The sequence below is a fragment of the Variovorax sp. V93 genome, assembly GCF_041154485.1.
Lineage (GTDB): Bacteria > Pseudomonadota > Gammaproteobacteria > Burkholderiales > Burkholderiaceae_C > Variovorax > Variovorax beijingensis_A.
Genome location: NZ_AP028670.1, coordinates 391,613 through 417,149, shown reverse-complemented (window position 1 = coordinate 417,149; position 25,537 = coordinate 391,613). Strand labels below are relative to the sequence as shown.

Below are 25,537 nucleotides of genomic sequence, written 5' to 3'. Positions count from 1 at the left end.
TTTTGATGCGGCCGGCTTACCAGTGGAAGCCCGCACCGGCTGCCACGCCGACCTTGCCGCGCGAGTTGGCCGAGCCGCTGAACTTCACGACCCAGCGGCCGTTGTCCGAGAGCTTCGACACGCCGATGGCGAGGGCGGCCTGGCCATCGAAGCCCGCCACGCCCGCGGACACCATGCTCTTGCCCGGGATGTAGGCCTGCGGCATGTTGGCCATCGCCATCGCGCCGGCCGCGCCCGCGCTGGCATCCTTGGCGATGCTGCGGATCTCGCCGCCCAGGGCGTTGACGCGCGCATCGGTGTAGGCGTTGGCCCCGGCGATGCCGCTGTTGAGCTGGTTCACGTTGACCGCATCGGTGCCCGCGACGCCGGGCGCCACGTTGTGCACCGTGACCGGACCGGTCGCGTTGCTGCCGCCCATCGACACGCTGTTGTAGTTGATCGAGCCATCCGGGTTGGTGTCGTACTTGACCGTCGACTGGTCGATCACCGCCACCTGGCCTTGCACGCCGCGCAGCTGCGAGACGTTGACCGCATCGCTGTCGGCCGAGCCCGCGGCCACGCCGGTGATCTGGCGGAACTGGCCGTTGGCCGCATCGCCCACCGACACCGCCGCCAGCGTGCTGGTGGTGGCGCCGATGGCGATGCGCTGCGCCTCGGTGGCCGTGGGCGGCACGTAGCCGGCCACGCCCGCGGCGGTGGAGGCCACCGAGCCCGCGCCCAGCGCCACGCCGCCGGCCTGCGTCACGCTGCTGCCCGCGCCCAGCGCCACGCCTTGCACAGCCGCGGCCGACGACTGCGTACCCAGCGCGATGGAGTCGGCCATGTGCGAGGTCGCGCCCTGGCCGATCGCCACGCCGCCCGGCGCGGTCTGCTGCACCACCGCGCCGTTGCCGATGCCGATGCCGTTGTTGCCGTTGACCACCGTCTGCGGGCCCACCGCCACCGACTCCGCGCCGATGGCCAGCGAGTCCGCCGCGCTCGAGTTGGCGTGGAAGTACAGCGTCGGCGTGACCGCGAAGGACATCAGCGCACCCGAGAGCTGGCGTACCGTGACCGCGTCCTGCGCCTGCGTGCCGTCGGCCACGTTGGTGATCTGGCGGTAGCTGGTGGCGCTGCCGACCGACAGGGCGCCCAGCAGCGTGCGGTCGGTGGTGTTGTAGCTGATCAGCGAGCTGCCCGCCGGGATGCTGCCGGTGGAGGGCGCCACGAAGCGGTCGGAGACCGCGCCCGCGCCGATGGCCACCGAGCCCGCGACCGTGGCGCTCGCATCCTTGCCCGATGCGATCGCATCGGCCCCCGTGGCACCCAGGTTGTCCTCGTTGCCGCCACCGGTCGAGTTGACGCTGTAGTACCGGGTCTTGTTGGCCGTGACCGTGGTGCTGAGGTTCTCGATCGACTGGTTGGTGGCGAACAGCTGCGAGCCGTTGATCGCATCGGTCGAGCTGCCCGAGATCCGGCCCGCCGCCACGTTGGTGATGGTGCGCTCCGCGCCCACCGCACCGACGCTGACTGTGCTTGCCGGCGTGGTGCCCGCGAAGCCGTAGGTCGTGCCGTTGATCACCGTGCTGGCCGTGCCCACCGCGGCCACCGTGGTTGAGCCGGCGCCCAGCGCCACGTCGTTCGCGTTGTTGGCGACCGCATTCGGGCCGATCGCGACCGAGTCGGTGCCCAGCGCCTGCGAGTCGGGCAGCGTCGAGGTGGCATGGAAGTACTTGATGCCTCCGCCGTTGTTGATGTCGCCGATCGTGTTGCCGAGGTTGGTGATCTGCGTGGTGTTCGCCGTCACCTGCTGGTTGGTGGCAAAGAGCTGCGAACCGTTGATGGCATCCGTCGAGGTGTTGGAAAGCCGGCCCGCCGCCACGTTGGTGATGGTGCGTTCGTTGCCCGCGCTGCCCACGCTCACCGTGCTCGCCGGCGTGGTGCCGGCAAAGTTGTAGGTGGTGCCGCCGATTACCGCGCTGGCCGTGCCGACGGCCGCGGCCGTCGTCGAGCCGGAACCCAGCGCCACGCTGTTGGCGTCCGACGCCGTGGCGCCGAGGCCGATGGCCACGGCCGACGTGCCGCTCGCCGCCGCGTTCTTGCCCGACGCGATGGCGTCGGCCCCGGTGGCGCCAGTGTTGTCCTCGTTGGTGCCGCCGGTGGAGTTGACGCTGTAGTACTTGGTCTTGTTGGTCGTGACCGTGGTGCTGAGGTCCTCGATCGACTGGTTGGTGGCGAACAGCTGCGAGCCGTTGATCGCATCGGTCGAGGTGCCGGAGATCCGGCCTGCCGCGACGTTGGTGATGGTGCGCTCGGCGCCCACGCTGCCTACGCTCACGGTGCTCGCGGGCGTGGTGCCCTGGAAGTTGTAGGTCGTACCGTTGATCACGGCGCTGGCCGTGCCGACGGCCGTGGCCGTGGTCGAGCCGGAGCCCAGCGCCACGTCGCCCGCATTGGCCGTTGCCGCCGCAGCATCGCCGATGGCCACGCTGCCCGCCTTGCCCACCGCACCGGCGGTGGAGCCATTGCCCAGTGCCACCGAGCCCTGGCCGATCGCCTTGTTGGCATTGCCGATCGCGACCGCACCGTTGGCCTGGTTGGCTGCGGTGGCCGAGGCCGTACCGTCGCTGTTGGCGGTGTTGTTGGCACCGCCGGTAAAGGCGCCGGTGCCGCTCGCGTAGCTCGGATCGCCGATCACCACGGCGCCGTTGCCGTAGGCCGTGTTGCCCGAACCGATCGAGATGGCCTTGCCGCCCGTGGCAGTTGCTCCCTTGCCGATGGCCACCGCCTCTGCCGAATCGGCCGTCGCGCCGCTGCCGATCGCCACGGTATCCGCGGCACTGGCGCGCGAGCCGTTGCCCATTGCCACGCCGCTGGCACCGGCCGCCGAAGCGTTCACGCCGGCCGCCAGGGCATTGAGGCCCGTGGCGCCGTCGTTCGCATAGTTCCCCTGCTTCGTGCCGCCGTCGTTCACGCTGTAGTAGCGGATCTTGGCTCCGTCTATCTGGGTGTTCAGCTGGCTCACGTTCACCGCGTCGGTGGGTGCCACGCCGGGGGCCACGTTGGTGATGACCGTGTTGCCGGCATTGATGCCGGTGATGGTCACGCTCGGGCCGCCCGTGATCGTGAGGCCGTTGTTGTTCAGCACCGTGCCGCCCGTGGTCACGCTGGTGAAGGTGGGCGTTGCGCTGGTGGCGATCTGCACCTCGGCGCCATTCTGCGTGATGGCGATGTTGTTGCCCGCCGTGTAGGTGGCGGTGGCGCCCGGGGCGATGTTCTGCACGCTGGTGCCGGTCACGGTGCCGGTGCCGGTTTGCGCCGTGGTCACGTTCCAGCCCTTGCCGGCGGTGACGGCCACGGCATCGATCGCCGAGTTGGTGGCGAACAGCTGGCTGCCGTTGATGGCGTCGGTCGAGGTCTGGGAGATCCGTCCCGCCGCCACGTTGGTGATGGTGCGCTCGGCGCCCGGAGCGCCCACGCTCACCGTCGAAGCCGGCGTGGTGCCCTGGAAGTTGTAGGTCGTGCCGTTGATCACGGTGCTGGCCGTGCCGGCCACCTTGCTCGTGGTGGAACCCGCGCCCAGCGCCACGTCGCCCGCGTTGGCGCTCGCGTTCGCGCCAGAGCCCAGTGCCACCCCGTTGACCGTGCTGACCGCGGCGTTGGTGCCCATGGCCACGCTGCCGGTGGCCGCCGCGGTGGTGCTGGCGCCCACGCCTGCGGCGATGGAGTTGATGCCCTGCGCCCCGTCGTTGTTGACGTTGCCGCCGGCCACCCCGTTGTCGTTCACGCTGTAGTACTTGGTCTTGTTGGCCGCCACTGTGTCGTTCAGCTGGTCCACGTTGACCGCATCGGTGGGTGCCACGCCGGTCGCCACGTTGGTGATGACCGTGTTGCCGGCATTGATGCCGGTGGTGGTGATGCTCGGGCCGCCGGTGATGGTGACGCCGTTGTTGTTCATCACCGTGCCGCCGGTGGTCACGCTGGTGAAGCTGGGCGTCGCGCTGGTGGCGATCTGCACCTCGGCGCCGTTCTGCGTGATGGCGATGTTGTTGCCGGCCGTGTAGGTGGCGGTGGCGCCCGGGGCGATGTTCTGCACGCTGGTGCCGGTCACGGTGCCGGTGCCGGTCTGGGCCGTGGTCACGTTCCAGCCCTTGCCGGCGGTGACGCCCACGGCATCGATTGCCGAGTTGGTGGCGAACAGCTGGCTGCCGTTGATCGCATCGGTCGAGGTGCCGGAGATCCGGCCGGCCGCGACGTTGGTGATGGTGCGCTCGGCGCCCGGAGCGCCCACGCTCACCGTCGAAGCCGGCGTGGTGCCCTGGAAGTTGTAGGTCGTGCCGTTGATCACGGTGCTGGCCGTGCCGACGGCAGCGGCCGTCACCGAGCCCGAGCCCAGCGCCACATCGCCTGCATTGTTGGCCACGGCCGTGTCGCCGAGCGCCAGGGCCGAAGCTGCGAGCGCCTGCGCGCCGTTGCCGACCGCCGTGGCGCGCACCGCGGCGGCGGTCGCGCCCGGGCCGATGGCCGCCGCAGCCTCGCCGGACGCGTTGGCGAACTCGCCGACTGCCAGGCTGTTGGTGGCGCTGGCGGTGGAGAAGGCGCCCAGCGCCGTGGAGCCGCTGGCCCCCGATGCCGTGGCGTTGACGCCGATCGCGGTGCTGCTGACGGCCGAAGCCTTGGTGCCGGTGCCGATCGCAATCGCATCGCCGGCCGACGCGCTCGCCCCGAAGCCCTGCGCAACGGACTGATCGCCCGAGGCAGAGGCTGCCACGCCGCTCGCCAACGAGTTGACGCCTGTCGCACCGTTGTTGGTGTAGTTCGCCTGCTGCACGCCACCGTCGTTCACGCTGTAGTAGTGGGTGGGCGTGCTGGCCGCGATCGCCGCAACTGCCTGGTTGGTGGCGTAGAGCTGGCTACCGTTGATCGCGTCGGTCGAGTCGCCCGCGATCCGCCCCGCCGCCACGTTGGTGATGGTCCGTTCGGCGCCGAGGCTGCCGACGCTCACGGTGCTCGTCGGCGCGATGCCGGCGAAGTTGTACGTCGTGCCACCGATGGTGGTGCTGGCCGTGCCGACCGCCGCCGCCGTCACCGAACCCGAGCCCAGCGCCACGTCGTCTGCATTGTTGGCAATTGCCGTATCACCGAATGCCACCGCACCCGCCGCCAGCGCGCTGCTGGTGCTGCCGATCGCGACACTGCCCTGGCCCACCACCGTGTTGCGGTAGCCGATGCCGACCGCGCCCTGTGCTGCCGTGCCCGGCGTGCTGACCGCCTGCCCGCCGCCGCCCACCATGTTGGTATTGCCCATGGCCACGGAACCGTCGCCGGTGGCGGTGTTGTCCAGGCCCGAGGCGATCGCACCGTTGCCGGTGGCGGTGTTGGGGTCGCCGATGGCGACCGCGCCGTTGCCGTTGGCGACGTTGCCCGAGCCGATCGAAACCGCGCGACCGCCGGTGGCCCTGGCGCCGTGGCCGATCGCGACCGCGTCATCGGCATCGGCGACGGATTCACCGCCCATGGCGATGGCATTGGCGCCCGATGCGAGGGCGCCCAGGGTGGCATTGCCACCGATGGCGAGCGAACCGGCGCCGGTGGCGCGCACGGCTGTCGCCGCGCTGTTGCCGCCTGCGCCGAGTGCCGTCGCGTAGTTGGCGGCCGCAGTGGCCCATGTACCTGCCGCCAGTGAGTCCTGGCCGGTTGCCTGGCTTACGACACCCAACGCGACTGCGCGATCCTGCGAGGCCGTCACGTCCGTACCGATGGCGATGGCGCCCTGCGCCAGGGCGCCCGACCCTGCAAGCGTGCGTGCGCCCAGGTTGATGGAGTTGATCTCCGAGGCGATCGCCTGGAAACCGATGGCGATGGCGTTGCGGCCGGCTGCGCTCGTGTTGGTACCTTGCGCGACGGCGTCCAGAGCGGATGCTTTTGCTTGAGAGCCGAAGGCGATCGCCCTGTCCGCGCTCGCATTCGCGCTCAGGCCGATCGACGTGGTTTCGCTGGCGGCGACGCCGATACCTGCGTTGGTGCCGATGGCGATGTTGTCGCTGCCGCTGACCAGGCTGCCTGCCGAAGCCTTCAGGGTGCCATCGTAGGCGACCGTGCCATCGCCCGAGCCGAAGGCGACGTTGCGCGTTCCCGTGACGCCCGAACCCGCGCCCCGCATCACGCTCGCAATGCCCCCGCCCATGGCAGTGTTCTGCGCACCGCTGACCAGCGTGCCGGCGGCGATGCCCACTGCGACCGAACCCGTGTTGGCGACCGTCGAGCCCGCGCCGGCCCCCTGGCCGACCGCAACCGTGCTGTCCCCGATGGCGAGTGCTTGCGCTCCGAGTGCAAGCGAACTGTTCCCTAGCGCCCGAGCAGTGTTCCCGACGGAGGTGGCTGCGTCGCTGGTTGCTTCTGCCTGATTGCCTATCGCGACGGTGCGCAATCCGGTTGCCTGGGCCAAAAAGCCTCCGGCGAACGCGAAGTTTGCACCTGCCACGGAGTTGACGCCGACGGCGGTGGAGTTCCCTCCCGTAGCTGTGGCAGCGGTGCCCAACGCGCTGGCGCCAGCTCCGGTGGCATTGGCGTTAACGCCCAGCGCGACCGTATTGATATTGTTCGAGACCGTGCTGCTACCGATTGCGACTGCGCCGCCCGGGCCTGACGCTGCTGCATTCAAGCCAATGGCCACCGAGTATTGTGTCGACGAGACGGACTGACCGCCGATGGCGATGGCATCGACGCCCGATGCAAGCGCGCCACTGGTGGCATTGCCACCGAGAGCCGTCGAACCGACGCCGGTGGCCCGTGTGGCTGTTGCTGGACTGACGCCACCGCCACCGAGTGCTGTCGCATAGTCGACAGCGGCATTGGCTTGCGCACCCAAGGCAACGCCCCTAGTTCCCATTGCTTTCGACTGCGCACCAACAGCGACCGCTGCCGCGCCGCCGGAGTTGACATCCGTACCGATAGCAATCGACGACTCCCCGGACGCTCCGACTCCACCGGTGCGCGCACCAACGTAAATGGCGTTGGTGGCTGAGGCAAGGGCTTGGTAGCCGAGAGTCGTGGCATTCAGCCCCGTACTCTGGGCGTTATAGCCTATGGCAGTGGCTCCGCCGAAAGTCGCTTGGGACAGATAACCCGCGCACGTCGCGCTGCCGCTGTAGAAGTTGTAAGGCGCCGCAGTGCAGTTCACCTGGGCTTGGACCGACGAGGCCCAACCCATTCCGCCCATCGCCGCCAGCGCGGCCACGATCCTGGCGAACTTGCCGTAGACCTTCGAGGTGCCCGCCGGCCGCGATGCCTCGGCATCCAGGCCGCTCGCCAGTGCGCGCGAAGAACCCTTTTTGCCCCGTGCCGATGCGAGCTCGGAGGCCGCCACCCAGGCGCCCAATGCCTCATTCCAGATGCTGCGGTACGACTTATTCATGCATTTCTCCTCGATTGTTCAAGACGCCAGAAGCCTTGCTCCACGGCAAGCGGTATCCACGGATGGCATTGCCCATAGAACCTTTAGAAGTAATTGCAAAACTATTCGATCAATTGCAATTAAGCGGAAACATTTTTTTTGGCGAATCTTAAGAGGTTGTCGCGGAATGCAACTGGCGTGTGGCGAATTAACGTCAACGGCGCATTGCGGCAATTGGAGATTTTTATCGGACGGGCTTTGAGGTTAGTAATATGAATTTATTATTTACCATTAATGCATAGCATGATTTTCAATGAATTACTTTGGAAATTTCTATTAACTTAAGAATACAAATAGTAATACAAAGTTTTTAAATGTTCTATTCATTGCCACGGATTTCCGTAGCTTTCGATTAAAAATCTATATCAATTGTTTTATGGCGGTAGTACGCAGAATTGGCGCGTGACCCTGATCGGATGGCACCGAATTGATGCACGCTGAATAGCGCGGCGCCCGAATATCGGCTCGATGCCGTTTGCTGTGCGGAGGGTTGGCCGAGGCCGGGGAGGATGGCGCGCCGGACAGGCAGCGAACTGCGATCCGATCTGGCGCGCGCGCCGCCTCCGTGCGAGCTGCTGCCGATGGCTACGGCTCGCGCTCAGGAGGTGGTGCGGCGATCCGTCGAGCGCGGAAGGGGAGATTGCTGCTGCGAACGCCTGCCGCCATGGGGTATTCGCCTGGCCGATGCGCCGCGGGAGCCGCGGCGCATCCTAGGAGAGCGGCTTAGCGCAACACGTAGCCGCTCAGGCGCCACGTGCCGCTGGCGTCGAGGCGAAAACTCGTCATCTCGCGCACCACCCGGTTGCTCGCGTTGGCAAAGCGGGTTTCGTATTCGACGTTGATGTATTGGCCGGCCACATCGGGATCGTCGTTTGCAACCAACTGGCGATTCACCGAGACCCATGTGCGCTGCTGCGCCGCGCCGAGCGGCGACCGCGACGCCTCGACCTGGCGAACGAACTCGGGACGTGCGACCCGCTTTTTGGTGGCGGGGCCCGAGCCGTCCCAGAGTTCGCCGATCTTGCCCTGGTCCACCAATTGGATCGCTTGCAGGCCGCCGCGAACCATGTTCGTCGGATCGGCGTCCTGGGCCGAGGCTGTGCTCATCCAACCCGCCAGGAATGCGGCGCCGAGCAGCAGTTTGCTTTTTGAGGTCATGTCAGGTCCGGGAGTGATATGAATTTCAGTGTGTAACTACGTCGATATTGCATGCGGCACTTCCATGGTGCCATTCGTTTATAGCATTCGGGATTGATGTCGAGTGCGGATGCATCGCGCGATTGCAGCATGTCGGGCAATTCAAGGAATCGCGCCGATGTTTCCATTGCCATTGAAGCGCGAGTCGTCCATGTGCATGCAACACGCTCCGATGCCTGCGGCACTTGAAAGAAATGAAGAAGCAGCAATCGTTTTGCCGGGCGTTGCTTGCATTGAATTCGGATGCCGGGGGAATGGCGCCCCGCGCAGCGGTTGCGGATCGCGGCCTTACGCTGAGCCCGCCTGCGTCCATCGCAGCGACACGCGGGTGCCTTCGCCGCTGCGGCTGTCGATGCGCAGATGGGCGCCGATCGCGTCGGCCTGCTCCCGCAGTCCCACGAGCCCGTAGTGCCCCGCGGCGCCTGCACTCGGCTCGAAGCCGATGCCGTCGTCCGCGATCTCCAGTTCGATGCTGTCGCTCGCAGCCATGCGCTGCAGGCGGATCAGCAGCCGTGCCGCGCCCGCGTGCCGTTCGACGTTGCGCAGCACTTCCTCGCACATGTGGAACACGGTTTCAGCCGGCTCGGCCGCGAGCGCGGACAACACAGGGTCGATCCGGCAGTCGAGCTCGATGCCGGAGCGCTCGCTCAGGTTCTTGGCCAGCTCGGCCAGCGCTGCTCCCAGCCCGATGTCGCGCACCGGGTTGCTGCGCAGCTGGTCGATCGCGCGGCGCGCCTCGTCCAGCCCGTCGCGCGCCGCCCGTTCGGCCCGGACCAGCTCGTCCGGCAGCGCATCGGGCCGGTTCGATGCCAGGTGCTTGAGCACGCGGATCTCGGTGAGCATCGCCATCATGGAATGCGCCAGCGTGTCGTGCAGCCCGCGCGCCAGCCGAAGGCGCTCGCGCACCACTGCGGCATCGCGCGATTCCTGCGCGAGCCGATTGATCTCTTCGGTGCGCTGGCGTACGCGTTCGTCCAGCTCGGCATTGAGCCGGCGCAGCTCGTCGCGTTCGCGCCGCAGCGTGTCCAGCAGGCGGTCGAGCGCGCTGCCCAGCCGCGCGGCTTCGTCGACGCCTTGCGGCACCTCGATGCGCGTGGCGCTGCCGGCCAGCACCGCGTCCGCGGAATGGGCGATCACGCTCACACGGCGCGTGAGGCGGCGCGCCATGACGATGCCCGCCACCGCGGCGGCCAGGCCCAGCAGGCTCAGCACGATCGAGATGCGCCATTCGATGGCAGTCGCAAACGCCGCGACCGATTCGACCGGCTGGATCACCACGGCCTGCCAGCCGAGGCGGCGCAGCGTGCCGTCACGCGCATTGGGCGGGGTCGCGATCAGGTAGGGCCGGTTGTCCAGCAGCCGCCTCGTGCGGATGCGCGTGGGCAGATCGGATCCGTCGTTCCCCAGGCCTGCGACCACGGGATCGAAGGGCGTGATCGGATCGCCGGCATCCTGCCAGCGCTGCCCCAGAAGTGCGCCCGGCCCGTGGCGCACGATGCCGTCGCGGTCGATCAGCAGCCATTCGCCCGGCGAGGCGCGGATCTCGCCCATGATCTTCTGCACCCAGTTCCAGCGCAGGTTCGCGGCGACGACGCCGATGATTGCGCCGTCCGCGTTGCGCACCGGCGCAGTGAGCTTCAGGAAGCGCTCCTGCGGCGAGCGGCCTTCCTCGATCCATGCGGCGTCCAGGCCCTGCGAGATCCACGCGTGCTGATTGACGTTCTGGCCGACCACCTGCTCGTCGGTGGCGGCGACGATGAAGCCGTCGGCATCCGTCACCGCCAGCCAGATCAGGTCGGGCACGCCGCGGCGCACCGCCTCGAGCGAGCGCTTCAGGCGCGCGCCCTCGCTGTGCTGCACATCCTCCGACAGCATGGCCGCCACCACGCTGACGGCCTGCAGGCGCAGCAGCAACGCGGTGTCGAGTTCGGCATTGACGTGCTCGGCCGCGGCTTCCAGGCGCTGGCCGTGCTGCTCGAGCAGCGTCGCACGCACGAAGCTGCGCAGCCACAGGTTGGCCACGAGCGCCAGGCACAGGGTGAGCGCAATCAGCAGCCAGCCGATCGCGGCGGCCATGGAGCGCCGTGGGTCGATGCGGCGTGCGAGGTTCATTGGCTGCGGATTCTCGCAGCCGGTGGCCGTGACTTTCGGCATGGGTACTTCCCCGGAGTCCTCGGGGTTTGTCTCGATCCGCCGCGTGACTTCCGGCAGGCGCGCCGGCGGCGGTTTGCGGCAACAGTTGCACCCATCGCGATCCGTGCCCGCAGCGCGACTGAATCCCAACCCTCAACGTGCCGCGACGCGATCGGCGCGACAACGAATGGAGACCCAACGAATGAACCCCGCTTCCCTGACGCAGGCCGCATCCGGCGCGCCGCCGCGCCTGTTCGACAACCGCTGGCTGCAACTGGCCGTCGGCATCGTCTGCATGATTGCCACGGCCAACATCCAGTACGCATGGACCTTGTTCGTGCCGGAGATCCAGGGCAAGTTCGGCTGGGAGCGCGCATCGATCCAGATTGCCTTCACCATCTTCGTGCTGGTGCAGACCTGGCTCGCGCCGATCGAGGGCTATTTCATCGACAAGTTCGGCCCGCGCCTGATCGTGGCCTTCGGCGCGCTGTTCATCGGCGCGGCCTGGGCCATCAACTCGCAGGCCACGACGCTGATGGGCTTCTACATCGGCGCGGCCATCGGCGGCATCGGCGTCGGTTCGATCTATGCCACCTGCATCAACAACGCGCTCAAGTGGTTTCCCGACCGGCGCGGCCTGGCGGTGGGCCTGACCGCAGGCGGCTACGGCGCCGGCTCGGCCGCCACCATCCTGCCGATCGCCGCGATGATCGAGAGCTCCGGCTTTCAGCAGGCCTTCCTGTTCTTCGGCCTGCTGCAGGGCTCGCTGGCTTTCATTGCGGCCTGGTTCCTGCGCGCGCCCAAGGGCAACGAAGTGCGGGGCTCGACCAAGCTGGTGCAGAGCCGGCGCGACTACACGCTGGGCGAGGCGCTTCGCACGCCGCTGTTCTGGCTGATGATCCTGATGTTCTCCTGCGTGGTCACCGGCGGCATGATGGCCGTGGCGCAACTGGGTGTGATCGCGCAGGACCTGGGCGTGAAGAACTTCAAGGTGGACCTGTACTTCGTCACCATGGCCGCGCTGCCGCTCGCGCTGATGCTCGACCGTGTGATGAACGGCATCTCGCGCCCGCTGTTCGGCTGGATCTCCGATCACATCGGCCGCGAGAAGACGATGGTGATCGCCTTCACGCTGGAGGGCATCGGCATCATCGCGCTGGGCTACTTCGGCCACAACCCGTGGGCCTTCCTGATCCTGTCGGGCGTGGTCTTCCTGGCCTGGGGCGAGGTGTATTCGCTGTTCTCGGCGCTCGCGGGCGACGCCTTCGGCACCAAGCACATCGGCAAGATCTACGGCGTGCTGTACTGCGCCAAGGGCGTCGGCGCGCTGTTCGTGCCGCTCGGCAACCTGATGATGGAAGCCACCGGCACCTGGTCGACCGTGCTCTACACCGTCGCGGCGCTCGACCTGTTCGCCGCCTTCCTGGCCATCGTCGCGCTGCGGCCGATGCTGGCCCGGCACACCGCCAGCAATGCCGCCGCATCGCATGCGCCTTCGCCGGCAGCACCTGATCTCGCGATGCCCGGCGGCCTGTCGCCTGCAGGCCGCACGGCCTGACACCCCGCTGCCCATTCCAGTGCCCCCTTGGGGGGAGGCGCCGAAGGCGCTCCGGGGGCTTACTTCTTCAACACCAGCACCGCCAGTTCGGTGCGGGTGTTCGCGTGAAGCTTCTGCATGATCCGGCTCACGTGGTTCTTTGCCGTTCCCTCGGCCAGGTTGAGCGCGGTGGCGATCTGGCGATTGCCATAGCCCTTGGCGATCAGTTCGAGCACGGCGGCCTCGCGCTCGGTCAGGGGTTTGGTCGCCGCCGTCGAATCGGGCGGCGATGGCTCGCCGGGCGCGGCGGCCTGCGGTGCGGCGCGGGAATCCGGCGCGGGCGGGGAGGGCGGCTCCTGCGCGACGCGATCGGCCAATAGCCGGAACTGGTCCATCACCTTGCGCGCGATCTGCGGCGTCAGCCGCGACTCGCCGCGGTGCACGGCCCGCACGGTGTCCAGCACCTCTTCTTCCGAAGCGTCCTTGAGCAGGTAGGCCTGTGCGCCGGCACGCACCGCGTCGAAGACGAGGTCGTCGCGGTCGAAGGTGGTCAGCACCATCACGCGCGTGTGCGGCAAGGCAGCCGAGATCTCGCGCGTCGCGAGCACGCCGCCCTTGCGCGGCATGTGCAGATCCATCAGCACCACGTCTGGCAGCAGGCGGCGTGCCAGCTCCACGGCTTCCACGCCATCGGCCGCCTGGCCGAGCACCTCGATGTCCGGCGCAGCGTCCAGCAGCATGGCCATGCCGCGACGGATCAGTGCCTGGTCGTCGGCAATCAGCACGCGGATTTTCTGCGCGGCATGCGAAGAAGAGGATGACGGTTCGGCAATGGTGCTCATGGCAGGGCCGATTGTGCCCCGAGGGCTCCGAGCCCGTCACAATTTGCTGAGTCGACCGCTACACAAAAGGAAATCCGATGTCACATGCCAACCAACTGCGCCCGTTTTCGTTCGTGCTCGCTGTTCCGGACCTCGAGCGAAACACCGCCTATTTCAGGGACGCCCTGGGCTTCGAGGCGCAGTGGCCGGAAGGAACCGGATGGCAGCTTCTTTCGCGAGGAGATGTGCGCATCATGATGGGCCATTGTCCGGACGCCCTGCTGCCGTCTGCGACGGGCGACCACAGCTACTTCGGCTATCTGCATGTGGATGACGTCGATGCGCTCCATGAAGAATTCGTCCGGCGCGGCGCGTTGATAAAGCAGGCGCCGGCAGACAAGCCGCATGGCATGCGCGAGTTCTCGGTTGCGACGCCTGACGGACACCGGCTCATGATTGGCCAGGACCTTGCGTCGAGGGCGGGGAGCTGAACTGGCTTGCGGAAAAACGACCATGGAGAGTCCTCATTTGAAGAACTCTTGCCTGACCTCGCAAGATTCAACATCAGGACACGAGGCCAGTTGGTGGCGCTCATGACTCATCATCGAAAGCGGCTCCTGCGAATCGACAGTGAGCCGCTCGATGCATGGCATCCGCCGTCAGTACTGGTTCGCCTATCCCGCGCTGATTCGCATCGCGCTCGGACCTTTCGGCTCACTGCCTGTTGAATATCATGTGGCTCATGGCGATATCCGCGTTTGCTGTCAAAGTGCCCTCGGCCGAGCCGTGGGTCGGCGACCTTCGGCAGCGCTTCGACGCGACGACGGAGCTGGGCGTGCCAGCGCACATCACTGTGCTTGTGCCGTTCATGGACCCTCAGCACATCACGCCTGCCGTACTGGATCGGGCGCAACACGCGTTGGATCGCGTGGTTGCGTTCTCCTTCTCGCTGGACAGGGTCGCGCGCTTCCCGGCGACCGCGTATCTCGCGCCGGAACCGCCCGGGCCGTTCATCGCGATGACCAGGGCGCTCGTGGATGTCTTTCCAGATTTCCAGCCGTACGGCGGGGAGCACCAAGGAGTGGTTCCGCACCTGACCGTTGCCCATGGAAACCCATCCGAGGCCGATGCAGCCGCTGCTGAGTTGCAAAAGCGGCTGGATGCATTCGGCGGCATCCGAGCGGATTGCGCCTCGGTCGTGCTGATCGAAAATTCGACAGGCCGTTGGGAAGAGTTGCATGTCTTCCACTTGCCGTCGGCCGATACCCTGGACCGCGGCGATTGACGCCACTCGGTTCCGGATGCCAAACCACTACCTGGTCGTTCTCGCGTTCGCCTCGTGCCTGGCTGGCGCCTTTGTCTGCATCTGCCTCTGAGGCTTCTACACGATGAAGGTCATGACACCAGGCTCGACATTCGGGATCGGCATGCTGTGCGAGCCAACGAAGCGCCGCACGAGAGATCGGGTGCCTACGCGCCGTAGGCCGCCATGAAGACCCGCACGGCCTCGCGCAGAAGTGCCCTGTTTTCCCGGGAATCCGGCATCTCGAGCTTCAGCAGCCCGCGGATGTGCCCGGAGCCCAGGAACATCGACAGGAACAGGTCCGCTGCCTGAAGCGGGTTCCGCACCTTCAGCGTGCCCGCCGCGTCGGCACGGCGCAGGTATGCAGCCAGCTCGCCGTTCGCACGCTCCGGACCTTCCTTGTAGAACGCACGGCAGGCTTCCGGCTGCGCCCCCGCGACGCCGTAGACAGCGCGCAACGCGCCGAGGGCGTCCCCGCGCGCCAGTGCGAGAAACCGGGTGCCGACCGCCAGCAGCGCCTCCTCAGGGTGGTTCGGGTCCAGCGCCCCGGCGCCCGGGACGCCATCCACCACCGGCGCCGTCCTGTCGCGCACGACCGCCTGGAACAGCCCCTCCTTGGAGCCGAAGTTGCTGTACACGGTCATCTTGGACACACCGGCTTCCGCGGCAATGGCATCCACGCTGGCACGCTCCAGCCCATGCTCGTTGAAGTGCCTTTGCGCCGCTTCCAGGATACGCCGCACGCGCTCGGGATCGCGTGGCCGGCCGCGTTGGGGCTTGGGAGCAGGAACTGGGGAGCGGGCCATGGGCATATTTAGTGGACTTGACAGTTTACTATATCGACTCTACATTACTGTACTAGATAGTCCAATAATCAACCAGCCCACACGGAGCCCATCACCATGAATGACGTCATCATCGTCGGCGGCAGCTTTGCCGGCCTCGCCGCCGCCCTGCAACTCGGCCGTGCCCGCCGCAAGGTCACCGTTCTCGATACCGGCCGGCCGCGCAACCGCTTTGCCGGCCACTCGCATGGCCTGCTCGGCCACGATCACAAGCCGCCGCTGGACATCCTGGCCGAGGCGCGGCAGCAGCTGGCGCGCTATCCAACGGTCAGGCTGGTCAATGCCCGGGCCGAGAGCGTGTCTGGCGCCATCGACGATTTCTGCGTCGTCACTGACGATCACGAAAGCCTCGGGGCGCGCCGCGTGATCCTGAGCTACGGCGTTGCTGACCAGATGCCTGAGGTTCCAGGCTTTGCCGAAAGCTGGGGCACGTCCATCGTGCCCTGCCCCTATTGCGACGGCTTTGAAGTCGCCGACCGGCATTGGGGCCTCGTCTGGTCCGGCCCGCAATCGCACAATCAGGCCAGGCTGTTCCGCGATTGGACCGACAAGTTGACTGTCTTCGCCGATGGTCACGACATCCCGCCCGATATCCAGGCCGATCTGGCGCGCCGCAACATGCCTGTCATCGATGGCCGGATCGTCGAGATCGCCCATCACAAGGGCCATATCTCCACAGTCAATCTCGATACCGGCCGCAACGTCGCGGTCGACGTCCTGTTCGCCCATCCGCGCAACAAGCCGTCCGCAAGCCTGCATGAATCACTGGGCCTCGCCACGGTGGATACGCCCACCGGCATCGTCCTCAAGGTCGACGAGCGCCGCCAGACCAGCATGCCCGGCATCTACGCCGCCGGCGACCTGACCACGCCCTTCTTGCCCTCGGTCACCCAAGCATCGTCGCAGGGCGCGATGGCGGGAATCTTCGCCCAGCAATCGATGGTGGTTTGAGGGCATGGATTCCCTGCTCCGGTTGCCGCGGGCTTGATTCTGAAAGCTTGCGGGCCGGTGTCACGGAGAGCCGGCTGGCCGGCTGACCCCGCATTACACCCGGCGCCTGAGGACACGCGCCTGTCCAAACCAGGAACGCCGAAGCCAGCATCAGCATCTCTCGTCCGACCGCTCTTGGAGAAGCCCCACACATGGAGTTCGAACACGTCACTTTCGACCTGCCACACGGCACCTTTCATGCGTTGCAGGGGGGTGATCCCGATGGCCAACCGACCATCGTCTTGCACGGCTTCCCGGACCATCCGCCGACGGCGAAGCCCTTCCTTGCCGAGCTCGGTCGCCGTGGGCGTCACGTCGTCTCCCCCTGGCTTCGCGGTTACGCCCCGTCCCCGACTGCGGGGCCGTTCGACTTCGCTGCCCTCACCGGCGACGTGATCGCCCTGATCGACCGCTGGTCTCCGGGGCGGCCCGTGGAGTTGATTGGCCATGACTGGGGCGCCCTGGTCACCTACGATACCTGCGTCACCGCGCCGGAGCGGATCGAACGCGCGGTCACGCTCGCAATCCCTCATCCACTCACGTTCATGCGCCAGCTTGCGCGCCCCGCTCAGCTGCGCCGGAGCTGGTACATGGGGCTTTTTCAACTGCCGGGAAGCGGCTGGATGGCCACCGCCCGCGATCTCGCCCTCATCGATCACCTCTGGCGTCAGTGGTCGCCCGGCCTCTCGCTAGCTCCTGCTCTCCAGGCAGAGCTGCACGAACGCCTGCGGGCGAGCATGCCCGCGCCTCTCAAGTACTACCGGGCGATGCTGCGGCCCGGCATGCTTGGGGCGACGCGCCGCCTGTCTCGGCCGATCGCGGTGCCCCTGTTGCAGCTTCACGGTGCCGACGACGGCTGCATCCTCCCCCAGCAGGTCGACGACCGACATCGGTTCGCCGCTCCGCACGCGCTGGAAGTCATCCCCGGGGTCGGTCACTTCCTGCACATCGAGGCCCCCGAGGCGATCGCGAAACGGATCGCGGCATGGGCCGAGTAGCGTCATTTCCCCCTGCCTCGATAAAAGGGTAGCTAGTTAAGAACGAATCAGAACAAGGAGATAGCATGACAGAGAAAAATGCCTATCAGGTCGCCGACTGGAATGGCCAAAGCGGAGAGCGCTGGGTCGCCAACCAGGCCCGGCTCGACGCTATGGTGGCGGTGTTCGGCCAGGCCGCGATCGAAGCCGTCGCGCCTGCGACGGGCGAGCGCGTGCTGGACGTCGGCTGCGGCGCGGGCGCGTCGAGTCTGGCTCTGGCCGCCCGCGTTGGCCCGGGGGGCCAAGTGCTGGGAGTGGACATATCCGAAGCGCTGATCGACCGAGCGCGCGCGCTTGCGCCACAGGATACGCCGGCCCTGTTCCGGGTGGCCGACGCCAGCAGCGCCGAGCTGCCCGAGGGCGCGTTCGACATCCTGTTTTCGCGTTTCGGGGTGATGTTCTTCGACGATCCGACAGGGGCGTTCGCCCACTTGCGACGCGCGCTCCGGCCGGGCGGGCGGGTCGCTTTCGTCTGCTGGCGCGGCGTGGCCGAGAACGATTGGGTGCGCCTGCCGATTGGCGCGCTCAAGGGCATCGTCCCGCTGACCGCGCTGCCCGATCCCGAAGCGCCCGGCCCATTTTCGTTCGGCGACCAGGGACGAGTGGCGCGCATCCTGACGGCAGCCGGCTTCACCGATATCGCTATCGCGCCCTTCGATGCTTCCGTCCCGTTCGGCGAGGGCGGGACGCGGGACGCTGCGATCGACGACGCGGTGAAGATGGCGCTCGAGGTCGGCCCGCTTTCGCGCGCGCTCGCTGATCAGCCCGACGACATCCGCGCCCGCGCCTCGGCCGCGGTTCGTGCCGTCTTCGCAGGCCTCCCCGGCGAGCGTTCGGTGATGATCGACGGCGCAGCGTGGATCGTCATGGCACGCAATCCGATCAGACCTGCCTCCTTACACAACTGATCCTCCTCACTCCACTGCCTCTACACAACGGAACTGCCATGTCGAATTCCAAAGTTGTCCTCGTCACCGGCGTGTCGTCAGGCATCGGGTGCGCCGCCGCCACAAAGTTTGCCGAACAAGGCTGCCGGGTCTTCGGCACCGTGCGCAACACGGCAAAGGCCCAAGCCATACCTGGCGTCACGCTCATTGAGATGGACATCCGCGACGATGTTTCCGTTGATCGAGGCATTCAGGCCATCATCGCGCAGGCCAAGCGCATCGATGTGCTGGTCAACAATGCGGGTGTGACCCTGCTGGGCGCGACTGAAGAAACCTCGATTGCCGAAGCCCAGACGCTGTTCGAAACCAACCTTTTCGGCCTCTTGCGCGTGATCAAGGCCGTGCTGCCGCACATGCGTCAGCAGCGTTCCGGTCGTATCGTCAATGTCAGCTCGGTGGTGGGCTTTCTATGTTCGCCGTACATGGCCTTGTATGCGGCCTCCAAATACGCTGTTGAAGGGCTGTCCGAGTCACTGGATCATGAAGTACGCCAATTCGGCATCCGCGTGTCGCTGGTCGAACCCTCCTTCACCAAAACCAACCTTGATCTCAACGCGCCTCAGACTGCTGCCAGAATCCCGGACTACAGCAAAGAGCTTGCCATCGTCACCAAAGCCTTCCAGAACAACGTGCAAAAGGCGCCCACGCCTGAAGGCGTTGTGGCGACGATGGTCAGCGCGGCACTTGGTCCGTGGAAGATGCGCCACACGCCCAAGGGCGAAGCGTCCCTCCTGGCCAAGTTGCGCCGTTTCATGCCCGCTGGCCCGGTCGAAAAGGGCCTGCGCAAGACGTTCGGACTGGGCTGAAATCACAGCTGTGTTCACGGCCGGGTGCTAGACCTCATGGAGTAATATGAGCGTGCTTGTACTGAAGGTTCCTCCCCCCATCGCAGCGCTTGTCCTGGCGCTTCTTATGTGGCTGACGCCAGCCGCCGCGGGGCTTGTGCAGATTCCCTATCCGGCCCGCGTGCTCTGCGCCGTCGTTTTGGTGTGCGTCGGCCAAGGCATCGGCATCGCCGGAATGGTTGCGTTTCGGCGCGCCAAGACCACCGTGAACCCGGTCAAGGCAAGCTCGGCCTCCTCGTTGGTGATCCGAGGCGTGTACCGCTATACGCGCAATCCCATGTATCTTGGGCTCTTGCTGACCCTGTTGGCGTGGGCAGTGTTTCTGGCGAATCCGCTCGCTGCCCTGTGGGTTGTCGTGTACGTGCTCTACATCACTCGGTTCCAGATCATCCCGGAAGAACGCGTTTTGGCGTCTCTGTTTGGGGCGGAGTACGAGGCTTACAAAGGCAGGGTACGCAGGTGGGTATGAGGCCTGGCTGGTCTGCATCGTGCCCGGCACCCAACAAGTTGGGCCCATGGCCTGCGGCAGAATCCACCGACCACCGCTCTTCGCCGCGGACCCACCCGGCACGCAGGCATCGCCCCATGGGCTTCAGCATCTACTACACCGCGAAGCAGGACACGCCACTGACCCCCGTCGAGTCGCAGCGCATCGATGCGATCGTGCAATCCTTCGACGTCATCGCCGACGTCGAGCGCTACGCGCACACGGGCAAGGGCCTCAACTGGGAGAGCTTCACGCGCTACGAGACATCGCGGCTGACCGGCGCAGAGGTGTTCTCGGGCGCGACGGCCCTGCCCGACAACACGCCCTTCGCCATGCACAAGGGCGCCCGCCATTGGATCGAGTGCCTCGACCGGATTCGCCGCGAAGTGCTTGCCGATGCGCAGTGGAGCGTGCAGATCGAAGACAACGCGCTGCTGTGGGACGACAAGCATGGCTGGCACGACAAGGCCTCCAACGGCCTTGTGTCGCTCTGGCTGGGCTGTCTGTTGAGCTCGCCGTTCCGGCTGTTCAGCCGGAGCGCCTGAGCCGTCGGCCGCGCCGGCGGGGTGTTTGCTTGCAACCGGCGGTGCCTAGCCCGCGAGCGTCGGATAGTCCGTGTAGCCCTTGGCACCGGGCGTGTAGAAGGTTTCCGGCGCAGGCGCGTTCAGCGGCGCGTCCTGGCGCATGCGGTCGACCAGGTCGGGATTGGCGATGAAAGCCCTGCCCATGGCCGTCAGGTCCGCGCGCCCTTCGCTCAGGGCCTGCAGTGCGCTGGCCTTGTCGAGTCCGCCGGCAAGGATGAAGGGGCCGTCGAACGCAGCCCTGAGATCGGTCTTCAGCTGGGCGGGGACGGGCGGGGTGCCCATGGCCGAATGGTCCAGCACATGGACGTACATGAGGCCGAGTGCGGAGAGCTGCTTCACCAGCGCCAGGTACTGTTCGTCCACGCCTTCGAACGCGCCGGTGCCATTGAGCACGCCGTGCGGCGACAGGCGGATGCCCACGCGCTCGGCGCCGATCTCCTTCACGGCCGCACGCGCGACCTCGAGCACCAGCCGGTTGCGCCCTTCGGCCGTGCCGCCGTAGCCGTCGGTGCGGCGGTTGACGTTGGCGTTCAGGAACTGCTCGAGGAGGTAGCCGTTGGCCGCGTGCAGTTCGATGCCGTCGAAGCCGGCCTCGATGGCAAGGCGCGCGGCTGTGGCGTATTCGCCGATCGCGGCCTGGATGTCGGCCTCGGCCATGGCGCGCGGCGGCGTGTGCGGCTGGTTGCCTTGTGTATCCGTCCACATCTGGCCGGGGCACGTCTCCGACGACGAGCTCAGCACTTCGGCACCGGCCGGCAGGTTGTCCGTGTGGGCCACGCGGCCGGTGTGCATGAGCTGCACGACGATCCTGCCGCCCTTGGCATGCACTGCGTCGGTCACGAGCTTCCAGCCTTGCACCTGCGCGTCATTGAACAGGCCGGGGATCCGGGCGTAGCCCAGGCCGTTGGGCGAGGGCGACGTGCCTTCGGTGATGATGAGTCCGGCGCCCGCGCGCTGGGCGTAGTACGTGGCCATCAGGCTGTTGGGCGTGTTGTTCTCGGCCGCGCGGCTGCGGGTGAGCGGCGACATCACGGCACGGTTCTTGAGCGGGGTGGCGCGCAGGGAGAAGGTGTCGAAAAGCATGGACTGTCCTGAAGAAGAAAAGGGGAGTGAGAAAAAAGAAGGGGGAATGGCCTCGGACTGCAGGAGCTCAGGCGACCCGGTAGCGCGGGGCCGGCGTTCCCACCTGGGTGGCGGCGAACAATGCGGAGCGCGCCGCTTCGTACTTCTCCCACAGCGTTGCATCGGCGACCGACGGCCACGTGACCGCTTCGCCCTGGTCCCATCCCGCGAGCGCCGCATCGACCATGTGCTCGGTGGTCATCAAGGCGTCCTTGTTGAGGGCCGCCAGCGGAATGCCCGACAGGTCCCAGATCTCGGTGGCCGTCGAGGCCGGCAGGACCAGCTGGACCTTCACGCCGGTGCCGGCCAGCTCTTCCTGCAGGCCCCGGCTGTATTGCAGTACGAAGGCCTTGGTGCCGCTGTAGACGGCGCTGACGGGCAGCGCATGGATGCCCAGCACCGAAGCGATGTTGATGATCACCCCGTCGTTTCTGGCGATGAAGGCCGGCACCACCGCCTGGGTCAGGCGCGTCAGCGCCGTGACGTTGAGGGCGATCTGCGACAGCGCGTCGCCTGCAGACCTCTGGGCCACCGGCCCCAGCCGCGCAATGCCGGCGTTGTTCACCAGGACGCGCAGGTCGGCGCGGGTGGACAGGATCGTCTCGATGCGCGCCAGGTCCTCGTCCAGGGTCAGGTCGGCGATGACCGGCTCGGCCTGGATGCCGTGCGCCTTCGAGACCTGTGCGCAGAGGGCTTCGAGGCGGTCGGCGCGGCGGGCGACCAGAATGAGGTCGTAGCCGCGCGCAGCGAGGCGGTCCGCATAGACGGCGCCGATGCCGGAGGAAGCCCCGGTGACAAGAGCGACTTTCCTGGAGCTGGGATGTGTCATGGATGGCTTTCCAATAAAATTGAGGGCTCAACCAAAAAAGTTGAGGGCTCAAATGTAGAAGCGGTCCGACCCCGGCTGCCGTTGGTGCAGCACTCAACCATTTTGTGAACATGGGAATAAACACCAAAGCCGTCGACGCAAAGAACAGCCTGGCCAAGCCGCCCGCGGACGAGTTGGGCGGGCGTGTCTGCACGAACACGGCACTGCGGCTTGCCGCCCGCCGGCTCGGCCAGCTGTATGACGAAGCACTGGCGCCGTTGGACCTCAAGGCCACGCAGCTCGCGCTCATCGCGGAAATAGACAAGCTCACGGCGACCGCCCCGCAAGGACCGACGCTGCAGGATCTGGCGGCGCGGCTCGCGATCCAGCTGTCGGCGCTGACCCACGCGCTCAGGCCACTGGTGCGCGACGGCTTCGTCGAGTTGCGTGCGGACGCCAAGGACCGGCGCACCAAGCACGGCGTGCTCACTCCGCTTGGCAAGGCTCGGCTGTCGGAAGCGGTGGTGCGCTGGGCCGCTGCGAACGACCGCGTGGAGGCCGTGCTGGGCCCTGCCTCGGCGGCGAGCCTCCGGGCCCTGGCCGATCAGGTGTCTTCCGACGCGTTCCTGGCGGCCTACAAGTCGCAGGATTGATCGGCGGCCGCGCAGGTCGAGCCCGGCCTCGGGATCTATGCGGCCACCAAGGCCGGCATCGCGCAGATGGTGAAGGGCTTCGCGTCGGAGGTGGGCAGACACGGCTGCCTCCTCGTCCTAAACTGCGGCCCGCACAACTTCCGTTCGGAGCACCGATGACGACCAATTACCAAGGCAGCTGCCACTGTGGCCGGATCGCCTTCGAAGTCGAGGGCGACATCCAGGGGGCGATGGCATGCAACTGCTCGATGTGCCAGCGCAGGGGATCGCTGTTGTGGTTCGTGCCGCACGACCGGCTCAGGCTGAAGACGCCGCCCGAGGACATCGGCACCTACATGTTCAACAAGCATGTGATCGCGCATCGCTTCTGCGCGGTCTGCGGCATTCATGTCTTTGGCGAGGGCACCGATCCCAAGGGCAACAGGATGGCGGCCATCAACATCCGCAGCCTCGAGGGCATCGACCTGGATGCGGTGCCGGTGCAGCATTTCGACGGGCGTTCGAAGTAGGCCTGGGGCAGCCACCCGCTTGCGCCGGCACGGCCAATCCCGTACGCTGGCCTGGCGTCCACGCGCAGCACCCGAGCCCCCGCAGGCCGCCGGGCCGGCCATGCGGGCGCGTAAGGAGTGCATGCCATGCCAAGCCGATCGAACGGCCTTGCGGCCGAAATGCAGGCCGTGCGAACGCTGGCGCTGGTGGGCGCGGCGGCCGCCGGCAAGAGTTCGCTGGCCGAGAACCTGCTGCACAAGGCGGGCGCCATCGCGGCGTGCGGCAGCATCGAACGCGGCAGCACCGTCAGCGACCATGACCCGCTCGAGCGCCGCATGCAGCACTCGCTCAACGCATCGGTGATGCACCTCACGCACGCCGGCACGCGCATCCACCTGATCGACACGCCCGGCGGGCCCGACTTCCTCGGCCAGAGCCTGCCGGCGCTGGAGGCGGTCGAGACCGCGGCGGTGGTCATCAATGCCGCCACCGGCATCGAGCCGATGACCGTGCGCATGATGGAGTACGCGGCCTCGCGCCACCTGGCGCGCATGATCATCGTCAACAAGATCGACTCGCAGGGCGTCTCGCTGGCGGGCCTGCTGGCCGACATCCAGGCCACCTTCGGCCGCGAATGCCTGCCGCTGAACCTGCCCGACGGGGTCGGCCGCCAGGTGGTGGACTGCTTCTTCAACCGCTTCGGGCAGTCCGACTTCGGCCCGGTCGAGGCGGCGCACCGCGCGCTGGTGGAGCAGGTGGTCGAGGTCGACGCGGCCTTCGTCGACCGCTACCTCGAGGAAGGCGACGTGGACCCGGCCGAGCTGCACGCGCCGCTCGAGCAGGCACTGCGCGAAGGCCACCTGATCCCGGTGTGCTTCGTCTCGTCGCGCAGCGGCGCCGGCGTGGCCGAGCTGCTGGACGTGATCGTCAAGCTGCTGCCCGACGCGACCGAGGCCAACCCGCCGGACTTCATCATCGGCGAGGGTGCGCAGGCCAAGCCCATGGAGGCCAGCCCCGACTCGTCGCTGCACGTGCTGGCGCATGTGTTCAAGGTCACGGTCGACCCCTATGTCGGCAAGATGGGGATCTTCCGCGTGCACCAGGGCACGGTCACGCGCGACAGCCAGCTCTACATCGGCGACGGGCGCAAGCCCTTCAAGGTGGGGCACCTGTTCATGCTCCAGGGCAAGGACCATGTCGAGGTGTCGCATGCGGTGCCGGGCGACATCGTGGCGGTGGCCAAGGTCGAGGAGATCCATTTCGATGCCGTGCTGCACGATGCGGCGGAAGACGCCCACGTGCACCTCGCGCCGCTGCCTTTTCCGGTGCCGGTGCACGGCCTGGCCGTGGAGCCCAAGCGCCATGGCGACGAGCAGCGCGCCTGGGAGATCCTGGGCAAGCTCGCGGCCGAGGACCCGTGCCTGCGCATCGAGCACGTGGCCGCGACCAACGAGACGGTGCTCTACGGCCTGGGCGAGCTGCACCTGCGCATCGTGCTCGATCGCCTGCGCGAGGTGTACCGCTTCGAGGTCCAGACGCGGCCGCCGCGCATCGCCTACCGCGAGAGCGTGACCGCACCGGCCGAGGGCCACCACCGCCACAAGAAGCAGACCGGCGGCGCCGGCCAGTTCGCCGAGGTCTTCCTGCGCATCGAGCCGCTCGCGCGCGGCGCGGGTTTTCAGTTTGCCGACGAAGTCCGGGGCGGGGCGATCCCGGGCCAGTTCATTCCCGCGGTGGAGAAGGGCGTGCGCGAGGTGCTGGCGTACGGCGCGATCGCGGGCTATCCGGTGGTCGACGTGCGCGTGGTGGTGTACGACGGCAAGCACCACAGCGTCGACAGCAAGGACATCGCCTTCGCGACCGCCGGCCGCAAGGCCTTCATGGCCGCGATCCGCGAGGCCCGCCCGGTGGTGCTCGAACCGATCGTGCAGATCGAGATCGCCGTGCCCGAGCATGCCGTGGGCGACGTCACGAGCGACCTGTCGGCGCGCCGCGGCCTGGTCACCGGCACGTTGGGCCTGGGAGGCGGCACCGTGGCCATCGGCGGGCAGGTGCCCGAGGCCGAGCTGGCCAGCTACCAGTCGCGGCTCAATGCAATGACCAGCGGGCAGGGCCGCTACACCATTGCGCTGTCGCACTACGAGGCCGTGCCGCCGACGGTCCAGCAGACGCTGGTGAGCCAGTACCGGGTGCGCGACGAGGACTAGCATCGCCCGCCCGAGGCGGCCGGCGGCCCACGGCGCGCGGATGCGCTGCACGCTTTATGGAGACAATGGATCCCCTCCAAACCGACCATGAGGGGAT

Annotated in this window: 19 protein-coding genes and 1 pseudogene; 13 read left to right on the top strand and 7 right to left on the bottom strand. The window is 67.2% G+C overall.

Translation table 11 applies throughout. The features are described from left to right. Positions 1 to 16: 16 nt before the first annotated feature. The 3 genes from ACAM54_RS27935 to ACAM54_RS27925 all read right to left on the bottom strand — a co-directional run bounded on the left by ACAM54_RS27935 (position 17) and on the right by ACAM54_RS27925 (position 10,786). Positions 17 to 7,396, bottom strand: coding sequence for an ESPR-type extended signal peptide-containing protein (locus ACAM54_RS27935; RefSeq protein ID WP_369651559.1), 7,380 nt, complete (start codon positions 7,394 to 7,396; stop codon positions 17 to 19). Between the two features lie 762 nt (positions 7,397 to 8,158). Further along, positions 8,159 to 8,593 carry a DUF4019 domain-containing protein gene (locus ACAM54_RS27930; RefSeq protein ID WP_145744262.1) on the bottom strand — a complete coding sequence of 145 codons (435 nt, stop codon included), beginning with the start codon at positions 8,591 to 8,593 and terminating at the stop codon, positions 8,159 to 8,161. Between the two features lie 327 nt (positions 8,594 to 8,920). Further along, positions 8,921 to 10,786 (bottom strand): histidine kinase, encoded by a 1,866-nt coding sequence (locus tag ACAM54_RS27925; RefSeq protein WP_369651560.1) that lies wholly within the window; start codon positions 10,784 to 10,786, stop codon positions 8,921 to 8,923. Between the two features lie 181 nt (positions 10,787 to 10,967). On the opposite strand from ACAM54_RS27925, the gene oxlT reads away from it, so the two are divergent. Beyond that, the gene (gene oxlT / locus ACAM54_RS27920) at positions 10,968 to 12,323 is read left to right on the top strand and encodes an oxalate/formate MFS antiporter (RefSeq protein WP_192325584.1); all 1,356 of its coding nucleotides are present in this window, start codon (positions 10,968 to 10,970) and stop codon (positions 12,321 to 12,323) included. A 59-nt stretch (positions 12,324 to 12,382) separates the two neighbouring features. Here oxlT and ACAM54_RS27915 read toward each other — a convergent pair whose 3' ends face one another. Beyond that, positions 12,383 to 13,144, bottom strand: a complete 762-nt coding sequence (locus tag ACAM54_RS27915) for a response regulator transcription factor (protein ID WP_192325582.1) — start codon at positions 13,142 to 13,144, stop codon at positions 12,383 to 12,385. 77 nt (positions 13,145 to 13,221) lie between these two features. On the opposite strand from ACAM54_RS27915, the gene ACAM54_RS27910 reads away from it, so the two are divergent. Both ACAM54_RS27910 and ACAM54_RS27905 read left to right on the top strand, forming a co-directional pair. Further along, positions 13,222 to 13,614, top strand: coding sequence for a VOC family protein (locus tag ACAM54_RS27910; RefSeq protein ID WP_192325580.1), 393 nt, complete (start codon positions 13,222 to 13,224; stop codon positions 13,612 to 13,614). A gap of 242 nt (positions 13,615 to 13,856) precedes the next feature. Then, positions 13,857 to 14,408, top strand: a complete 552-nt coding sequence (locus tag ACAM54_RS27905) for a 2'-5' RNA ligase family protein (protein ID WP_225613104.1) — start codon at positions 13,857 to 13,859, stop codon at positions 14,406 to 14,408. A gap of 185 nt (positions 14,409 to 14,593) precedes the next feature. Here ACAM54_RS27905 and ACAM54_RS27900 read toward each other — a convergent pair whose 3' ends face one another. Next, positions 14,594 to 15,232 carry a TetR/AcrR family transcriptional regulator gene (locus tag ACAM54_RS27900; protein WP_192325579.1) on the bottom strand — a complete coding sequence of 213 codons (639 nt, stop codon included), beginning with the start codon at positions 15,230 to 15,232 and terminating at the stop codon, positions 14,594 to 14,596. A 96-nt stretch (positions 15,233 to 15,328) separates the two neighbouring features. On the opposite strand from ACAM54_RS27900, the gene ACAM54_RS27895 reads away from it, so the two are divergent. From ACAM54_RS27895 to ACAM54_RS27870, 6 genes are all read left to right on the top strand, one after another. After that, a complete protein-coding gene (locus ACAM54_RS27895; RefSeq protein WP_192325577.1) occupies positions 15,329 to 16,222 on the top strand; it encodes an NAD(P)/FAD-dependent oxidoreductase in 894 nt (297 codons plus the stop codon). Between the two features lie 191 nt (positions 16,223 to 16,413). Then, positions 16,414 to 17,259, top strand: a complete 846-nt coding sequence (locus tag ACAM54_RS27890) for an alpha/beta fold hydrolase (RefSeq protein WP_369651561.1) — start codon at positions 16,414 to 16,416, stop codon at positions 17,257 to 17,259. Between the two features lie 65 nt (positions 17,260 to 17,324). Next, the gene (locus tag ACAM54_RS27885) at positions 17,325 to 18,206 is read left to right on the top strand and encodes a class I SAM-dependent methyltransferase (RefSeq protein ID WP_192325573.1); all 882 of its coding nucleotides are present in this window, start codon (positions 17,325 to 17,327) and stop codon (positions 18,204 to 18,206) included. Between the two features lie 38 nt (positions 18,207 to 18,244). Continuing rightward, a complete protein-coding gene (locus tag ACAM54_RS27880) occupies positions 18,245 to 19,051 on the top strand; it encodes an oxidoreductase (RefSeq protein ID WP_007830949.1) in 807 nt (268 codons plus the stop codon). A gap of 46 nt (positions 19,052 to 19,097) precedes the next feature. Then, on the top strand, positions 19,098 to 19,559 hold the full coding sequence (locus ACAM54_RS27875; RefSeq protein ID WP_369651562.1) for an isoprenylcysteine carboxylmethyltransferase family protein: 462 nt from the start codon (positions 19,098 to 19,100) through the stop codon (positions 19,557 to 19,559). Positions 19,560 to 19,675: 116 nt separating this feature from the next. Next, complete coding sequence (locus ACAM54_RS27870; RefSeq protein WP_192325570.1) at positions 19,676 to 20,122, top strand: hypothetical protein; 447 nt, start codon at positions 19,676 to 19,678, stop codon at positions 20,120 to 20,122. 45 nt (positions 20,123 to 20,167) lie between these two features. Here the strand turns inward: ACAM54_RS27870 and ACAM54_RS27865 are convergent, their stop codons facing one another. Both ACAM54_RS27865 and ACAM54_RS27860 read right to left on the bottom strand, forming a co-directional pair. After that, positions 20,168 to 21,244 (bottom strand): alkene reductase, encoded by a 1,077-nt coding sequence (locus tag ACAM54_RS27865; RefSeq protein WP_369651563.1) that lies wholly within the window; start codon positions 21,242 to 21,244, stop codon positions 20,168 to 20,170. Between the two features lie 67 nt (positions 21,245 to 21,311). After that, positions 21,312 to 22,112 (bottom strand): SDR family NAD(P)-dependent oxidoreductase, encoded by an 801-nt coding sequence (locus tag ACAM54_RS27860; protein WP_369651564.1) that lies wholly within the window; start codon positions 22,110 to 22,112, stop codon positions 21,312 to 21,314. Positions 22,113 to 22,222: 110 nt separating this feature from the next. Between ACAM54_RS27860 and ACAM54_RS27855 the strand changes: the two genes are divergently transcribed. The 4 genes and pseudogenes from ACAM54_RS27855 (at position 22,223) to fusA (ending at position 25,440) form a co-directional block, all read left to right on the top strand. Beyond that, complete coding sequence (locus tag ACAM54_RS27855; RefSeq protein ID WP_369651565.1) at positions 22,223 to 22,744, top strand: MarR family winged helix-turn-helix transcriptional regulator; 522 nt, start codon at positions 22,223 to 22,225, stop codon at positions 22,742 to 22,744. A 15-nt stretch (positions 22,745 to 22,759) separates the two neighbouring features. Further along, positions 22,760 to 22,849: pseudogene (locus ACAM54_RS27850) on the top strand (3-oxoacyl-ACP reductase); the annotation flags it as partial. A 50-nt stretch (positions 22,850 to 22,899) separates the two neighbouring features. Further along, complete coding sequence (locus ACAM54_RS27845; RefSeq protein ID WP_192325564.1) at positions 22,900 to 23,253, top strand: GFA family protein; 354 nt, start codon at positions 22,900 to 22,902, stop codon at positions 23,251 to 23,253. 126 nt (positions 23,254 to 23,379) lie between these two features. Next, positions 23,380 to 25,440: an elongation factor G gene (fusA, locus tag ACAM54_RS27840; protein ID WP_369651566.1), complete on the top strand. Its 2,061-nt coding sequence runs from the start codon at positions 23,380 to 23,382 to the stop codon at positions 25,438 to 25,440. Positions 25,441 to 25,537 lie beyond the last annotated feature (97 nt).

Coding starts and splice junctions, on each gene's coding strand:
- ACAM54_RS27900 (WP_192325579.1), bottom strand. CDS start 15,232: ATGGCCCGCTCCCCAGTTCCTGCTCCCAAGCCCCAACGCGGCCGGCCA.
- ACAM54_RS27875 (WP_369651562.1), top strand. CDS start 19,098: ATGAGCGTGCTTGTACTGAAGGTTCCTCCCCCCATCGCAGCGCTTGTC.
- ACAM54_RS27905 (WP_225613104.1), top strand. CDS start 13,857: ATGTGGCTCATGGCGATATCCGCGTTTGCTGTCAAAGTGCCCTCGGCC.
- fusA (WP_369651566.1), top strand. CDS start 23,380: ATGCCAAGCCGATCGAACGGCCTTGCGGCCGAAATGCAGGCCGTGCGA.
- ACAM54_RS27855 (WP_369651565.1), top strand. CDS start 22,223: ATGGGAATAAACACCAAAGCCGTCGACGCAAAGAACAGCCTGGCCAAG.
- ACAM54_RS27895 (WP_192325577.1), top strand. CDS start 15,329: ATGAATGACGTCATCATCGTCGGCGGCAGCTTTGCCGGCCTCGCCGCC.
- ACAM54_RS27865 (WP_369651563.1), bottom strand. CDS start 21,244: ATGCTTTTCGACACCTTCTCCCTGCGCGCCACCCCGCTCAAGAACCGT.
- ACAM54_RS27930 (WP_145744262.1), bottom strand. CDS start 8,593: ATGACCTCAAAAAGCAAACTGCTGCTCGGCGCCGCATTCCTGGCGGGT.
- ACAM54_RS27880 (WP_007830949.1), top strand. CDS start 18,245: ATGTCGAATTCCAAAGTTGTCCTCGTCACCGGCGTGTCGTCAGGCATC.
- oxlT (WP_192325584.1), top strand. CDS start 10,968: ATGAACCCCGCTTCCCTGACGCAGGCCGCATCCGGCGCGCCGCCGCGC.
- ACAM54_RS27910 (WP_192325580.1), top strand. CDS start 13,222: ATGTCACATGCCAACCAACTGCGCCCGTTTTCGTTCGTGCTCGCTGTT.
- ACAM54_RS27890 (WP_369651561.1), top strand. CDS start 16,414: ATGGAGTTCGAACACGTCACTTTCGACCTGCCACACGGCACCTTTCAT.
- ACAM54_RS27935 (WP_369651559.1), bottom strand. CDS start 7,396: ATGAATAAGTCGTACCGCAGCATCTGGAATGAGGCATTGGGCGCCTGG.
- ACAM54_RS27845 (WP_192325564.1), top strand. CDS start 22,900: ATGACGACCAATTACCAAGGCAGCTGCCACTGTGGCCGGATCGCCTTC.
- ACAM54_RS27925 (WP_369651560.1), bottom strand. CDS start 10,786: ATGCCGAAAGTCACGGCCACCGGCTGCGAGAATCCGCAGCCAATGAAC.
- ACAM54_RS27870 (WP_192325570.1), top strand. CDS start 19,676: ATGGGCTTCAGCATCTACTACACCGCGAAGCAGGACACGCCACTGACC.
- ACAM54_RS27885 (WP_192325573.1), top strand. CDS start 17,325: ATGACAGAGAAAAATGCCTATCAGGTCGCCGACTGGAATGGCCAAAGC.
- ACAM54_RS27860 (WP_369651564.1), bottom strand. CDS start 22,112: ATGACACATCCCAGCTCCAGGAAAGTCGCTCTTGTCACCGGGGCTTCC.
- ACAM54_RS27915 (WP_192325582.1), bottom strand. CDS start 13,144: ATGAGCACCATTGCCGAACCGTCATCCTCTTCTTCGCATGCCGCGCAG.